We start from the raw sequence: 16012 nt of genomic DNA, 5'->3' as shown, positions 1-16012 counted from the left end.
TTTTTTCGGGGAGTGGGGTGTTTTGAAGTCTTCGCCAATTCGGACAGCCGCCGGGCTGCTGCTCGCTGCGCTGGCTGCGTTATGGGTATTGCCCGCTCAGTCAGCGCAATTGGTCCGGGTCGGCGCCGCGCATTTCCCGCCTTATACGATTCGCCCGGAAAACGGCGCCGACACCGGCCTGTTGCCGCAATTGGTCGAGGCGCTGAACCGCTCGCAGAGCGACTATCAGTTCGTCCTGGTGCCGACGTCGATCCCGCGCCGCTTCGGTGATTTCAAGCAAGGCCGCATCGATATGGCGATCTTCGAAAACCCCGAGTGGGGCTGGAAGGACATTCCCCACGACGACGTCGACATGGGCCTGGAAGACGCCGAGATTTTTGTCGCGCAACGCGAAGACGGCCGCCAGCAAAACTACTTCTCGAGCCTGTCGGGCAAACGTCTGGCACTGTTCAGCGGTTATCACTACGAATTCGCCGACTTCAACGCCGACCCGAAATATCTCGCGAAAAACTACAACGCGACGCTGACCTATTCCCACGACAGCAACCTGCTGATGGTCCTGCGCGGGCGCGCCGACATTGCCCTGGTCACCCGTTCCTATCTGTTCGATTACCTGCTGCGCAACGAGAAGGTCCGCGATGAGCTGTTGGCGTCGCAGCGTACCGATCAGATCTATCATCATTACGCGATTCTGCGGCCAAGCGCTCCTATCACCGGCGAAGCCTTCGGCAACCTGCTGCAGCGTTTGCGCGACAACGGCGAATTGCTGAGGATTTTCGAGCCGTACAGGATTGCCGTGATGCCGGCGCCTCATCACTGAAGCGCTAATTGCCTCTCGCGCTTAAATTTCCCCTCCCGGCTCACGTCACTTCGTTGAACTGTCGACGATTACGTGAGCCCGACCCATGTCCAATCTGAATGACCTGACTGCCCTGGCGTTGCCCTCTGGCAGTCGATTGATCGCTGATGCTACCGAGAGCCGGCTGAGCCTGAGCCTGGACGGGCAACCGCTGATTCGGCTGCGCCTGGACCGCGAGGCCAATGGCCCGATCCAGCTCGACGAGCGTTTTGCTCTGCCGCCCGGCCACGCCTTGTGGGCGGCCTGTTATTGGCTGTTCGCCCGTGACCCGGCGTGTCAGCAGTTGATCTGGCAACTCGATCAGCCACCGACCGAAGCCTTGCGCAGTGGTTTGCTGATCAATACCGAAGTCGCCGGAGAGTATCGCTGCGAGCGCACGCTGTTCTGGCAACTGCCGCAGCCGTGGCTGGGCACGTCACTGACCGGCAGCTATCCGCAGCAAATGGTCATCAGCCAGGGCAAGCGCCATCCGCTGCGACCGGTGAAGCCGCGCGGTGAAGTCTATCGGCGTTTCGATGCGCGGCTCGGCGCATGGATTTCCTTGCGAACGCTGGAAATCGAGGAAGATCTGTCGCGCTTCAATCGCTGGCAGAACAGCCCGCGCGTGGCGAGTTTCTGGCAGGAGGAGGGCAGCCTTGAGCAGCATCGCGAATACCTCGGCAAGCTCGAGGCCGATCCGCACACGCTGACGCTGATTGGCTGTTTCGATGATCAGCCGTTCGCTTATTTCGAAGCCTACTGGGCCAAGGAAGATCGCATTGCGCCGTTCTACGATGCCGACGATTACGACCGTGGCATTCACATGCTGGTGGGCGAGGAAAGTCATCGCGGTCCGCACAAAGTGGCGAGTTGGTTATCGGCGCTGGTGCATTACCTGTTTCTCGATGATCCGCGCACCCAGCGCGTGGTCGCCGAGCCACGTGCCGACAACGCGAAGATGATCGGGCATATGCACAACCAGTGCTTTCACTGCGAGAAGGAATTCGATTTTCCGCACAAGCGCGCGGCGCTGATGATTCTGGGGCGGGAGCGGTTTTTTGATCGGTGCCCATTGGCCTGATATCGCATCAAGCAAAAGATCGCAGCCTTCGGCAGCTCCTACAGAGGAATGCATTCTCATGTAGGAGCTGCCGAAGGCTGCGATCTTTATTGGTCAGACGACGCGGTCTCAGCGACGACCTGCAATCACCGCATCCCGCCGACTGCCCGAGACCTTGCGGCAGTGCACCAAAGCATCACGAATCATGAAGTTGACCAGGGTGGGCGATACGCCCAGTTCCTTGGCGATGTCTTTCTGCGGCACGCCGTGCAGACGGTACATCTCGAAGGCATAGCGGGTGCGGCTGGGCAGCTCGGTCAGCGCATCGGCGATGTGTTCCAGAGTCGAGAAGTTGATGTGCGAAGTTTCCGGCGAAGCGCCCTGAATCACCACGTTCAAGCCTTCCTCTTCCGGGCCTGAGTATTTCTGTTCGAGCGCCTGCTTGCGGTAGTGATCGATGGCGAGGTTGCGCACGATCTGGAACAGGTAGCTCAGTTGAGCCTTGATCGACGACGTGATCGGCGGCGCCGATTGCAGTCGGAAAAACGCATCCTGAACCACGTCTTCGGCACGAGACCTGCAACCGGTAATGCGGGCTGCAATCTTGACCAGAATCAGTCGATTGTCGACGAATGCCTGAAGTAGCGGTGAATCGCACCTGCTTGTGGATACTTGTTCCGTCATGGAAATCACCTTGCTGCCAATTGGTTAGTGGGAGGGCCTCGGGGGACGGCGCCGTCCTACACATCGAGCGACAAATTATGTTGAATGATAATGATTGTCAAATGAGAAAGAGAAGTAGTGCTGTAAGTCGATGTGTTTTGCCAACTGCGACACGCCGCCGCACCTTGGCCCCGCTGGACGTCGCCTCTGCCGACTAATTATTTCCACACTCCATCCGTTCTCATTGGTGAATGGCCCGGGTGCAGATCCCCGGCCTCAGCGCATTCCGATGCCTTGCGCGGTCGGCACAGACCGCGCCCCGCACGCCTCTCGACAGGTGTGACGCAGCCACCCGATTCCACTTGCAAGCCGAATTCAGGCAGGAAACCTCATGACCGACGCGTTCGAACTCCCCAGCACCCTGGTCCATGCCCTCAAGCGTCGCGCAGTCCTGACGCCGGACCGACTGGCCTTGCGTTTTCTCGCCGAAAACCCGGAGCAGACCGTGGTGCTCAGCTATCGCGAACTGGATCAACGCGCGCGCACCATCGCCGCTGCGTTGCAGGCCGAGGCCGGATTCGGTGAGCGTGCGGTGTTGCTGTTTCCCAGCGGCGCGGATTACGTCGCGGCGTTTTTCGGTTGTTTGTATGCCGGTGTGATTGCGGTGCCGGCCTATCCGCCAGAATCCGCGCGTCGTCATCATCAGGAGCGATTGCTGTCGATCATCGCCGACGCCGAGCCCAGGCTGTTGCTGACCAGCGCCGATCTACGCGACGCCTTGCAGCAAATCGAAGGCGCGCCGCCGCTGTTGTGCGTCGACACTCTGGACAGCGCACTGGCCGAACAGTGGGTTGAGCCGCCCCTGCCGCCCGAGCACATCGCCTTCCTGCAATACACCTCCGGCTCCACCGCGCTGCCCAAGGGCGTGCAAGTCAGCCATGGCAATCTGGTCGCCAATGAACTGCTGATCCGTCACGGTTTCGGCATCGACATCAACCCGGACGACGTCATCGTCAGTTGGTTGCCGCTGTATCACGACATGGGTCTGATCGGCGGTCTGCTGCAACCGATTTTCAGCGGCGTACCGTGCATTCTGATGTCGCCGGCGTACTTCCTCGGCCGGCCGTTGCGCTGGCTGGAAGCGATTGCCGAATACGGCGGCACCATCAGCGGCGGCCCGGATTTCGCCTACCGTTTGTGCAGTGAGCGGGTCAGCGAGTCGGCCCTTGAGCGCCTCGATCTGAGTCGATGGCGCGTGGCCTATTCCGGTTCCGAGCCGATCCGTCTCGACACCCTTGAACGCTTCGCGGAAAAATTCGCTGCTTGCGGTTTCAGCGACAACAGCTTCATGGCTTCGTACGGTCTGGCCGAGGCCACCCTGTTTGTCGCTGGCACACCGCGCGGCACCGGCATCCCGGCGCTGCGCGTGGACGATCAGGCGCTGGCGCAAAACCGCGCCGAGCCGGGCGACGGCAGCGCGATCATGAGCTGTGGCATCAGCCAGCCTGAGCACGCGGTGCTGATCGTCGAACCGAATACCCTCGAAGAACTCGCCGACAACGCCGTCGGCGAAGTCTGGGCCGCCGGCCCGAGCATCGCCCACGGTTACTGGCGCAACCCCGAAGCCAGCGGCAAGACTTTTGTCCAGCACGCCGGGCGCACATGGTTGCGCACCGGCGACCTGGGTTTTATCCGTGACGGCGAACTGTTCGTGACCGGGCGCCTGAAAGACATGCTCATCGTCCGTGGCCATAACCTGTATCCGCAGGACATCGAGCAGACTGTCGAGCGCGAAGTCGAAGTGGTGCGCAAGGGGCGTGTGGCGGCGTTCGCGGTCAATCACAGCGGCGAAGAGGGCATCGGCGTCGCTGCAGAAATCAGCCGCAGCGTGCAGAAAATCCTTCCGCCAGATGCGCTGATCAAAGCCATTCGCCAAGCCGTGGCCGAGGCGTATCAGGAGGCGCCAAGCGTGGTGGTGCTGCTCAATCCGGGCGCGTTGCCGAAAACCTCCAGTGGCAAACTGCAGCGCTCGGCGTGCCGCAATCGTCTGGCTGATGGCAGCCTCGACAGTTACGCGCTGTTCCCTTCGATCACCGCGGCAACGGAAACCGCGACCAGCAGCACTTCGGATCTTGAAGCGTTGATCGGGCAAATCTGGGCCGAGCAACTCAACGTCAAGCAGGTCAGTGGCGACGATCACTTCTTTCTGCTCGGCGGTAACTCGATCGCCGCCACGCAAGTGGTTGCGCGGGTTCGCGAAGCACTCGGTGTCGAGCTGAGCCTGCGCCTGCTGTTCGAAGCGCCAACCTTGTCCGCCTTCGCCGCCGCCGTGGCGCAGCAGCAACAGACTGGCGGCAGCGCCCAAGGTGCAATCAGCACGTTGCCGCGCAGCGAGCCGATGCCGCAGTCGCTGGCACAAAATCGTCTGTGGATCACTTGGCAACTCGATCCACAGAGCAGCGCCTACAACATTCCCGGTGGTCTGCGCCTGCGTGGCGAACTCGACGTAAACGCCGTGCGCAACAGCTTTCAGCATCTGATCGAACGCCACGAATCCTTGCGCACGCGTTTCTTCGAGCGCGACGGCGTGGCATTGCAGCAAGTGCTCGCTGATGCCGAATTCAACCTGCAACTGATCGACATCAGCGACCTGCCAATTCCCGAGCGTGAAGCCCGTGCCGAGCAGATTCGCGAAGACGAGGCGCGCACTCGGTTCGATCTGGAAAAAGGCCCGTTGCTGGCGGTGACACTGGTGCGTCTCGATGACGAAGAACATCAACTGCTGGTGACCCTGCACCACATCATCGCTGACGGCTGGTCGCTGAATATTCTCCTCGACGAATTCTCGCGCCTCTACGCGGCGGCAACCCAAGGGACGCCGGCGACACTGGCAGCGCTGCCCACGCAATACGCCGATTACGGCAACTGGCAGCGGCAATGGCTGGCGCAAGGCGAGGGCGAGCGGCAACTGGCGTACTGGAAAGCGCAGTTGGGCGAAGAACATCCGCCACTGGAACTGGCCACCGATCACCCGCGCTCGGCCAGACACAACCACAGCGCCGCGCGCCACAGCGTGCGCTTGAGTACCGAACTCAGCGAGGCGATCCGCCAGACTGCGCAGGCCCACCAGGCCACGCCGTTCATGGTCCTGCTCGCTGCCTTGCACAGTTTGCTGCACCGCTACAGCGGTCAGCGCGACATTCGCATCGGCGTGCCCAACGCCAACCGTCCGCGCCTGGACACCCAAAGCCTGATCGGCTTCTTCATCAATACCCAGGTGTTGCGTGCGCAGATCGATTCACGCCTGACATTTGCCGAGTTGCTGAACCAGACGCGCCAGGCCGCACTCGGCGCCCAGGCCCATCAGGATCTGCCCTTCGAACAACTGCTCGAAGCGTTCCCGCAGGCCCGCGAACAGGGACTGTTCCAGGTCATGTTCAACCATCAGCAGCGCGACCTCAGTGCGCTCAAGCGCCTGCCGGGTCTGCTCGCCGAAGAACTGCCGTGGCACAGCCGCGAAGCCAAGTTCGATCTGCAATTGCACAGCGAAGAGGATCGCAACGGGCGCCTGAGCTTGGCGTTCGACTACGCCAGCGAGCTGTTCGATGCCACGACCATCGAGCGTCTGGCCGAGCATTTCCATAATCTGCTCAGCGAGGTCTGCGAACAGCCACAGCAGGCCATCGGCGATCTGCGCTTGCTGACCGCCAGCGAGCAGAATCAACAGAAGGACTGGAGCGTCGCTCCGTGCACCCCGGCGCAACAATGGCTGCCGGAACTGCTCGAGCAACAACTGCGCAAAACCCCGCAACGCACCGCGCTGGTGTGGGACGGCGGTACTCTGGATTTCGCCGAGCTGCACGCGCAGTCCAACCGGCTCGCCCATTACCTGCGCGACAAGGGCGTCGGCCCTGACGTGTGCGTGGCCATCGCCGCCGAGCGTTCGCCGCAACTGTTGATCGGCCTGCTGGCGATCATCAAGGCTGGCGGCGCCTATGTGCCGCTGGATCCGGATTATCCGGCCGAACGACTTGCATACATGCTCCGCGACAGCGGCGTCGAACTGCTCCTGACCCAAACGCAATTGCTCGAGCGTCTGCCGGCCAGCGATGGCGTCAGCGTGATCGCCATGGATGCGCTGCACTTGGATAAATGGCCGAGCCAGGCACCGGGCCTGCACCTGCACGGCGACAACCTCGCCTACGTGATTTACACCTCGGGTTCCACCGGGCAACCGAAAGGCGTGGGCAACACCCACGCCGCGCTGGCCGAGCGCCTGCAATGGATGCAGGACACTTACCGTCTCGACCAAGCCGATGTGCTGATGCAAAAAGCGCCGATCAGTTTCGACGTCTCGGTGTGGGAATGCTTCTGGCCGCTGATCAGCGGCGCGCGTCTGCTGCTTGCCGCCCCCGGCGAGCACCGCGACCCGCATCGCATCGCGCAACTGGTCCAGCAATACGGCGTGACCACGCTGCACTTCGTGCCGCCGCTGCTGGCGCTGTTCATCGACGAGCCGCTGAGTGCCGAGTGCACCAGCCTGCGCCGGGTGTTTTCCGGCGGTGAAGCTTTGCCCGCCGAGTTGCGCAACCGTGTGCTGACGCAACTGCCGGCGGTGCAGTTACACAACCGCTACGGCCCGACCGAAACCGCGATCAACGTCACCCATTGGCATTGCAGTGCCGCCGATGGCGAGCGCTCGCCGATTGGCCGGCCGTTGGGCAATGTGATCTGCCGCATCCTTGATGCCGATCTCAATCCAGTGCCGGCGGGCGTGCCGGGCGAGCTATGCATCAGCGGTATTGGTCTGGCTCGCGGTTACCTGGGTCGTCCAGCGTTGACCGCCGAGCGTTTTGTCGTCGATCCACTGGGCGAGCAGGGCGCCCGTTTGTACCGCACCGGCGACCGTGCGCGCTGGTCCTCGGATGGCGTGATCGAATATCTCGGCCGTCTCGATCAGCAGGTCAAGCTGCGCGGCTTTCGCGTTGAGCCGGAAGAAATCCAGGCACGACTGCTGGCGCAAAATGGCGTCGCCCAGGCCGTCGTCCTGGTGCGGGAAACCGCTGCCGGTGCGCAACTGATCGGCTACTTCACGGCGACCGATGCGCATGAAAATGCCGATGAGCAAATCATTCGGCTGAAAGCTGCCCTCGCTGCCGAGCTGCCGGAATACATGGTCCCGGCGCAACTTTTGCGCCTCGACGAAATGCCGCTGAGTCCCAGCGGCAAACTCGACCGCCGCGCCTTGCCCGAGCCGCAATGGCAGGTGCGTGAACACGTCGAACCGGTCAGCGAACTGGAGCAACAAATCGCCGCGATCTGGCACGAAGTGCTCGGTCTGAAGCAGATCGGCCTGCGCGACGATTTCTTCGCGCTCGGCGGTCACTCGCTACTGGCCACGCAAATCATTTCGCGCACACGTCAGGCCTGTGACGTCGAACTGCCGCTGCGCACATTGTTCGAGCACAGCGAACTGGGCGATTACGCCGAACAGATTCGCCTGATCCAGGTCAGCGGCCGCACCAACCAACAGTTGCCGATCGCAAAAATCGACCGCAGCCAAGCGGTGCCGCTGTCCTATTCGCAGCAGCGCATGTGGTTCCTCTGGCAGATGGAACCGGACAGCCCGGCTTACAACGTCGGCGGCATGGCGCGCTTGCGCGGCGTGCTGCATGTCGAGCATTTCGAGGCGGCGTTGCAGGCGCTGATCCTGCGCCACGAAACCCTGCGCACCACATTCCCAAGTGTCGATGGCGTCGCCCGCCAACAGGTGCATGCCGAGACCGGCGTGCGCATGGGCTGGAAGGATTTCTCCAGCCTGCCGGCAGAAGTCCGGGAGCTACAAGTCCAGCAACTGGCCGATGCAGAAGCGCACCAGCCGTTCAATCTGGAAACCGGACCGCTGCTGCGCGCCTGCCTGGTCAAGACTGCCGAACACGAGCATTACTTCGTCCTGACCTTGCACCACATCGTCACCGAAGGCTGGGCGATGGACATCTTTGCCCGTGAACTCAGCGCGCTGTATGAAGCGTTCGTCGATGAGCGCGCCTCGCCGCTTGAGCCGCTGCCGGTGCAATACCTCGACTACAGCGTCTGGCAGCGCAACTGGCTGGAGTCCGGCGAGCGCCAGCGCCAGCTCGATTACTGGACCGCGCAGCTCGGTCGCGAACATCCGCTCCTCGAACTGCCCGGCGACCGTCCGCGTCCACCGGTACAGAGCCATCAGGGCGAGCTGTTCCGTTTCGATCTGAGCGACGATCTCGCCGCGCGGGTGCGGGCGTTCAACGCGCAAAACGGTCTGACCCTGTTCATGACCATGACCGCCGCGCTCGCCACGTTGCTCTACCGCTATAGCGGCCAGACCGACCTGCGCATCGGCGCGCCGGTGGCCAACCGCATCCGCCCGGAGAGTGAAGGGCTGATCGGGGCGTTTCTCAACACCCAGGTGCTGCGTTGCCGGCTCGACGGGCAGATGTCGGTCGGCGAACTGTTCGAGCAGGTGCGCCACACCGTGATCGAAGGCCAGTCCCATCAGGATCTGCCGTTCGATCATCTGGTCGAAGCCTTGCAGCCGCCACGCAGCGCGGCTTACAACCCGCTGTTCCAGGTGATGTGCAACGTGCAGCGCTGGGAATTCCAGCAGAGCCGCACGCTCGCTGGGATGACTGTCGAGTACCTGGCCAACGATGCGCGGGCGACCAAGTTCGATCTCAATCTGGAAGTCACCGACCTCGACCATCGCCTCGGCTGCTGCCTGACTTACAGCACCGATCTGTTCGACGAACCGACCATCGCGCGCATGGCCAGGCATTGGCGCAACCTGCTTGAAGCGTTGATCGCTGATCCGCAGCAACGCCTCAGTGAACTGCCGTTGCTCGATAAGTCTGAGCAACAGCAGCTGCTCGACAGCCTCGGCATCGAGCCGGGCGAGCATCGTCTCGACCAGTGCATCCATCATCTGTTTGCCGAACAGGCGCTGGCGCGCAAAGACGCGCCGGCGCTGACCTTCGCCGGGCAGACCCTGAGCTACGCCGAACTCGATGCCCGGGCCAATCGTCTGGCCTGGGCGCTGCGTGAACGCGGGGTCGGCCCGCAAGTGCGGGTGGGTCTGGCGCTGGAGCGTTCGCTGGAAATGGTCATCGGCCTGCTGGCGATTCTCAAGGCGGGCGGCGCCTATGTGCCGCTGGATCCGGAATACCCGCTCGACCGCCTGCATTACATGATCGAAGACAGTCGCGTCGGCCTGCTGCTCAGCGATCGGGCGATGTTCGAAGCCCTCGGTGAGTTGCCGCCAAGCGTGGCGCGCTGGTGTCTGGAAGATGATAGCGCCGGGTTGGCCGACTACCCGGCCAGCGAGTTGCCGTTTATCAGCCTGCCGCAACATCAGGCCTACCTGATTTATACCTCTGGCTCGACCGGCAAGCCGAAAGGCGTGGTGGTCTCCCACGGCGAAATCGCCATGCACTGCCAAGCCGTGATCGAACGCTTCGGCATGCGCCCGGACGACTGTGAACTGCATTTCTATTCGATCAACTTCGACGCTGCCACCGAACGTCTACTGGTGCCGCTGCTCAGCGGTGCGCAGGTGGTGTTGCGGGCGCAGGGCCAGTGGGACGCGGAAGAAATCTGCGGCTTGATTCGTGCGCATCGAATCAACGTCCTCGGTTTCACGCCGAGCTACGGCAGCCAGTTGGCGCAGTTCCTCGCGACCCAAAATGAAGTCCTGCCGGTTCGCATGATCATCACCGGCGGTGAAGCGCTCACCGGCGAGCATCTGCAGCGCATTCGCGCGGCATTCCAACCGGCGCAGTTTTTCAATGCTTACGGCCCGACCGAAACCGTGGTCATGCCGCTGGCCAGTCTGGCGCCGCAGGTGCTGGAAGAGGGCGCCGGCAGTGTGCCGATCGGCAGCGTGATCGGGGCGCGGGTCGCCTACATTCTCGACGCCGATCTGGCCTTGGTGCCGCAAGGTGCGACCGGTGAATTGTTTGTCGGTGGCGCCGGTCTGGCCCAGGCCTATCACGACCGTCCGGGCATCAGCGCCGAGCGTTTTGTCGCTGACCCGTTTGCCGCTGATGGCGGACGCATGTATCGCACCGGCGATTTGGTGCGCCAGCGTGCCGATGGTCTGGTCGAGTATCTGGGGCGGATCGACCATCAAGTGAAAATCCGTGGCTTCCGCATCGAACTGGGCGAAATCGAAACGCGCCTGCTCGATCACCCTTCGATCCGCGAAGCGGTGGTGCTGGCTCTGGACGCACCGAGTGGCAAGCAACTGGTGGGCTACCTGGTGACCGAAGTAGCCGAGCGAAATGAGGTGCAACAAGCGGAGCTGCGCGAAGCGCTCAAGTCGCACCTCAAGGCGCAACTGCCGGATTACATGGTGCCGACTCACCTGCTGCTGCTGGCGAGCATGCCGCTGACCGCCAACGGCAAACTCGACCGCCGCGCCTTGCCGGCGCCGGATCTGGAGCTCAATCGTCAGGACTATGTCGCACCGAGCAACGCCTTGGAACAGACCCTGGCGCAGATCTGGTGCGATGTGCTCAACGTCAGGCAGGTCGGCCTCAACGATAACTTCTTCGAACTCGGCGGCGACTCGATTCTGTCGATTCAGGTGGTCAGCCGCGCGCGTCAGCAGGGCATTCATTTCAGCCCGCGCGACCTGTTCCAGCACCAGACCGTGCAGACCCTCGCCGCAGTCGCCAGCCGCACCGAGCAGGTGATGGCCGAGCAGGGCCTGGTGGATGGCGAATCGCGCCTGACACCGATTCAGCACTGGTTCTTCGATACGGACATTCCCCAGCGTCAGCACTGGAATCAGGCGCTGTTGCTGGAACCGACTGCGCGCCTTGAGCCGCAACGATTGCAGCAAGCTTTGCAGGCGGTGATCGAACAGCACGATGCGCTGCGTCTGCGTTTCACTGAAACCGATGATGCATGGCAAGCGACGCATCAAGCGCTGACGAATGAGGATGTGCTCTGGCAAGTCAGCGTCGATTCGCTGGATCAGTGCGAAGCCCTGTTCGCCGACGCGCAACGCAGTCTGCATCTGCACAACGGCCCGTTGCTGCGCGCAGTGCTGGTCGATGTAGCGGATGTTCAGCAACGCCTGTTCATCGCCATCCACCACTTGGTGGTCGACGGTGTTTCCTGGCGCGTGCTGCTCGACGATCTGCAAACCGCGTATCGCCAGCTCGACGCTGCGCAGCCGCTGAAACTGCCGGCGAAAACCAGCGCCTTCAAGGACTGGGCCGCGCGTTTGCAGGCTTATGCCGGCAGCGAATCCCTGCGTGAAGAACTCGGTTGGTGGCAAACGCAACTGGCCGGGCCAAGCGCTGATCTGCCTTGCGAAAACCCGCAGGGCGGCAGGCAGAATCGCCATGCGCAAACCGTCAGCGTACGCCTCGATGCCGAGCGCACCCGGCAGTTGCTGCAACAGGCACCGAGCGCTTACCGCACCCAGGTCAACGACCTGCTGCTGACCGCGCTGGCCCGTGTGCTGTGCCGCTGGAGCGGCCAGCCCTCGGCACTGATTCAACTGGAAGGCCACGGTCGCGAAACCCTGTTCGACGAGATCGATCTGACCCGCACCGTCGGTTGGTTCACCAGCGCTTATCCGCTGCGCCTGACTCCGCACAATGTCGAAGAGGCCGCCGGGCAGGGCGCTTCGATCAAGGCGATCAAAGAACAATTGCGCGCCGTGCCGCACAAAGGTCTCGGTTATGGCGTGTTGCGTTATCTGGCCGATGACGGCTGCCGCCAGAGCATGGCCGCGCTGCCACAGGCGCCGATCACCTTTAACTACCTCGGCCAGTTCGACCAGAGCTTCGGCAGCGATGCGCTGTTCCGTCCGCTGGATGAGCCAATCGGTGCAGCCCACGATCCGCAGGCGCCGTTGCCCAACGAGCTGAGTGTCGACAGTCAGATTTACGGTGGTGAACTGCTGCTGCGCTGGACGTTCAGTGCCGAGCGTTACGAGGCGCAAACCATTAACGATCTGGCCGATGCCTATCTCGGTGAGTTGCAAAGCCTGATCGCCCATTGTCTGCAAGAGGGCGCCGGCGGCCTGACGCCATCGGACTTTCCGCTGGCCAGACTGACTCAGGCGCAACTCGATGCGCTGCCGGTACCGGCCGCGCACATCGAAGATGTCTATCCGCTGACGCCGATGCAGGAAGGCATGCTCCTGCACACCCTGCTGGAACCGGGCACCGGTCTGTACTACATGCAGGATCGATATCGCATCAACAGCGAGCTCGACCCCGAGCGTTTCGCCCAGGCCTGGCAAGCGGTGGTCGCTCGTCATGAAGCATTGCGCGCTTCGTTCTGCTGGAACGTTGGCGAAGACATGCTGCAAGTGATTCACACGCCGGGGCGCACGCCGATCGAGTATCTGGACTGGAGCGCCGTCGCCGAAACCGAGCAGGAACCGAAACTGCAAGCGCTGCTGAAAAGCGAGCGCGAAGCCGGCTTCGATCTGCTCAATCAGGCGCCGTTTCACCTGCGCCTGATCAAGGTCGGCGCGGCGCGTTACTGGTTCATGATGAGCAACCACCACATCCTCATCGACGCCTGGTGCCGTTCGCTGCTGATGAACGACTTCTTCGAGATCTATACCGCCCTCGGTGAAGGTCGTGAAGCGCAGTTGAGCGTGCCGCCGCGTTATCGCGATTACATCGGCTGGCTGCAACGCCAGAGCCTGGCCGAGGCGCGGCAGTGGTGGCGGCAGAACCTGCAAGGCTTTGAGCGCACCACGCCGATCCCGAGCGACCGGCCGTTCCTGCGCGAACATGCCGGTGAAAGCGGCGGCATGATCGTCGGCGACCGTTACACCCGCCTCAATGTCGAGGACGGTGCACGGCTGCGGGAACTGGCGCAGGCACATCAACTGACCGTCAACACCTTCGCCCAGGCTGCATGGGCTCTGGTTTTGCGGCGTCTGAGCGGCGATCGCGACGTGCTCTTCGGCGTGACTGTGGCCGGGCGTCCGGTGGAGATGCCGGAAATGCAGCGCACTGTCGGCCTGTTCATCAACAGCATTGCGCTGCGGGTGAAGATGCCCGAGGACGATCAGCGCAGCAGCGTGCGTCAATGGCTCAGCGCTTTGCTCGACAGCAACATGCAACTGCGCGAGTACGAATACCTGCCGCTGGTGAATATCCAGGAACAGAGCGAATTGCCCAAAGGCCAGCCGCTGTTCGACAGCCTCTTTGTCTTCGAAAACGCCCCGGTGGAAGTCTCGGTGCTTGATCGTGCACAGAGCCTGAATGCGAGCTCGGATTCCGGCCGCACCCATACCAACTTCCCGCTGACCGCGGTGTGCTACCCGGGCGATGACCTTGGCTTGCACCTGTCCTATGACCAGCGTTACTTCGACGAGGCGACGGTCGAGCGCATGCTCAGTGAGTTCAAGCGCCTGCTGCTGGCACTGGTCGACGGCTTCCATGGCGATATGGCCGATTTGCCGCTGCTAGGCGACGAAGAACGCGATTTCCTGCTACACGGTTGCAACCAGAGCGGCCATGACTATCCGCTGGAGCAAAGCTACGTGGCGTTGTTCGAAGCGCAGGTTGAAGCGCATCCGCAGCGCATCGCCGCCAGTTGCCTCGATCAGCAGGTGAGCTATGCCGAACTGAATCACAACGCCAACCGCCTCGGCCATGCCCTGGTCGCTGCCGGCGTGCGCATGGATCAACCGGTGGCGCTGCTGGCCGAGCGTAATCTCGACCTGCTCGGCATGATCATCGGCAGCTTCAAGGCCGGCGCTGGTTATCTGCCGCTGGATCCGGGCCTGCCGAGCCAGCGTCTGAGTCGCATCATTGAGCTGAGCCGCACGCCGTTGCTGGTGTGCAGCGCCGCTTGCCGTGAACAGGCGCAGACCCTGCTCGAGGAGTTTGGCTGTTCGAATCGTCCACGCCTGCTGGTGTGGGAAGAGGTGCAAGCGTCGGCGGCAGCGACGCACAATCCGGGCATCCACAGTGGCTCGGATAATCTCGCCTATGTGATTTACACCTCTGGTTCGACCGGGCTGCCTAAAGGCGTGATGGTCGAGCAGCGCGGCATGCTCAACAACCAGTTGAGCAAACGTCCGTACCTCGACTTGAGCGAGGCCGATGTGATTGCGCAGACCGCCTCGCAAAGCTTCGACATTTCCGTCTGGCAGTTCCTCGCCGCGCCATTGTTCGGCGCGCGGGTCGACATCGTGCCGAACGCGATTGCCCACGATCCGCAAGGTCTGCTGGCGCATGTGCAGGCGCAGGGCATCACCGTGCTGGAGAGTGTGCCGTCGCTGATTCAGGGCATGCTCGGCTCCGAGCGTCTGAGTCTCGACGGCTTGCGCTGGATGCTGCCGACCGGTGAAGCGATGCCGCCGGAACTGGCCCATCAATGGCTGCTGCGTTACCCGGATATTGGTCTGGTCAATGCTTACGGCCCGGCGGAATGCTCGGATGACGTGGCGTTCTTCCGTGTCGACATGGCCTCGACGCGCGGCAGTTACTTGCCGATCGGCACGCCGACCGACAATAACTTGCTGTATCTGCTCGATGGCGCGCTGGATCTGGTGCCTTTGGGCGCGGTGGGTGAGTTATGTGTTGCCGGGACCGGCGTCGGTCGCGGTTACGTCAGCGATCCGCTGCGCACCGCGCCGGTGTTTGTGCCGAATCCGTTCGGCGCGCCGGGCGAGCGCTTGTACCGCACCGGTGACCTGGCGCGGCGCCGCGCGGACGGCGTACTGGAATACGTCGGCCGCGTCGATCATCAGGTGAAGATTCGCGGCTACCGCATCGAACTCGGTGAAATCGAAGCGCGCCTGCATGAACAACCGGAAGTGCGTGACGCTGCGGTTGGTGTGCAGGAGGGCGTCAACGGCAAGCATCTGGTCGGTTATCTGGTCGCGGCCGATGCAGCGCTCAATCCGGGCGAACGCCTGGAGCGGATCAAGCAACGCCTGCGCGCCGAACTCCCCGAATACATGGTGCCGCTGCACTGGCTATGGCTGGAGCAGATGCCGCTCAATGCCAACGGCAAACTCGACCGCAAAGCCTTGCCGGCCTTGGAGATCGGTCAGTTGCAGAGCGAGGATTATCTGGCCCCGCGCAACGAGCTGGAGCAGACCCTGGCTGATATCTGGGCTGAGGTGCTGAAAGTGGAAAAGGTTGGCCTGCGCGACAACTTCTTCGAACTGGGCGGGCATTCGTTGCTGGCTACGCAGATCGCTTCGCGGGTACAAAAAGCCCTGCAACGCAATGTGCCGCTGCGCGCGATGTTCGAATGCAGCACGGTGGAGGAACTGGCCAAATACATCGATGGGCTGGCGGCCAGTGATATTACGGAGGAGAAGGTTGATCGGTTGAATGATCTGATGGCGGAGCTGGAGGGGCTGTAGTTCTTCAGCGCCTGGGCCGGCCTCTTCGCGAGCAGGCTCGCTCCCACACAGGATCTGTGGT

4 protein-coding genes are annotated in these 16012 nt (G+C 62.4%); 3 read left to right on the top strand and 1 reads right to left on the bottom strand.

Annotated features, from left to right (window positions below):
- Positions 1 to 22: 22 nt before the first annotated feature.
- Positions 23 to 820 (top strand): substrate-binding periplasmic protein, encoded by a 798-nt coding sequence (locus tag FEE99_RS23355; protein ID WP_041478456.1) that lies wholly within the window; start codon positions 23 to 25, stop codon positions 818 to 820.
- 85 nt (positions 821 to 905) lie between these two features.
- The gene (locus FEE99_RS23350; RefSeq protein WP_041478457.1) at positions 906 to 1919 is read left to right on the top strand and encodes a GNAT family N-acetyltransferase; all 1014 of its coding nucleotides are present in this window, start codon (positions 906 to 908) and stop codon (positions 1917 to 1919) included.
- A gap of 108 nt (positions 1920 to 2027) precedes the next feature.
- Here FEE99_RS23350 and FEE99_RS23345 read toward each other — a convergent pair whose 3' ends face one another.
- Positions 2028 to 2582 (bottom strand): RNA polymerase factor sigma-70, encoded by a 555-nt coding sequence (locus FEE99_RS23345; RefSeq protein ID WP_008088195.1) that lies wholly within the window; start codon positions 2580 to 2582, stop codon positions 2028 to 2030.
- A gap of 370 nt (positions 2583 to 2952) precedes the next feature.
- On the opposite strand from FEE99_RS23345, the gene FEE99_RS23340 reads away from it, so the two are divergent.
- A complete protein-coding gene (locus FEE99_RS23340) occupies positions 2953 to 15951 on the top strand; it encodes a non-ribosomal peptide synthetase (RefSeq protein WP_041478458.1) in 12999 nt (4332 codons plus the stop codon).
- Positions 15952 to 16012 lie beyond the last annotated feature (61 nt).

It is taken from the genome of Pseudomonas sp. ef1 (assembly GCF_007293365.2).
Classification (GTDB): domain Bacteria; phylum Pseudomonadota; class Gammaproteobacteria; order Pseudomonadales; family Pseudomonadaceae; genus Aquipseudomonas; species Aquipseudomonas siliginis.
The sequence above is the reverse complement of the archived record's forward strand: the minus strand, read 5'-3'. Positions and strand labels throughout refer to the sequence as shown.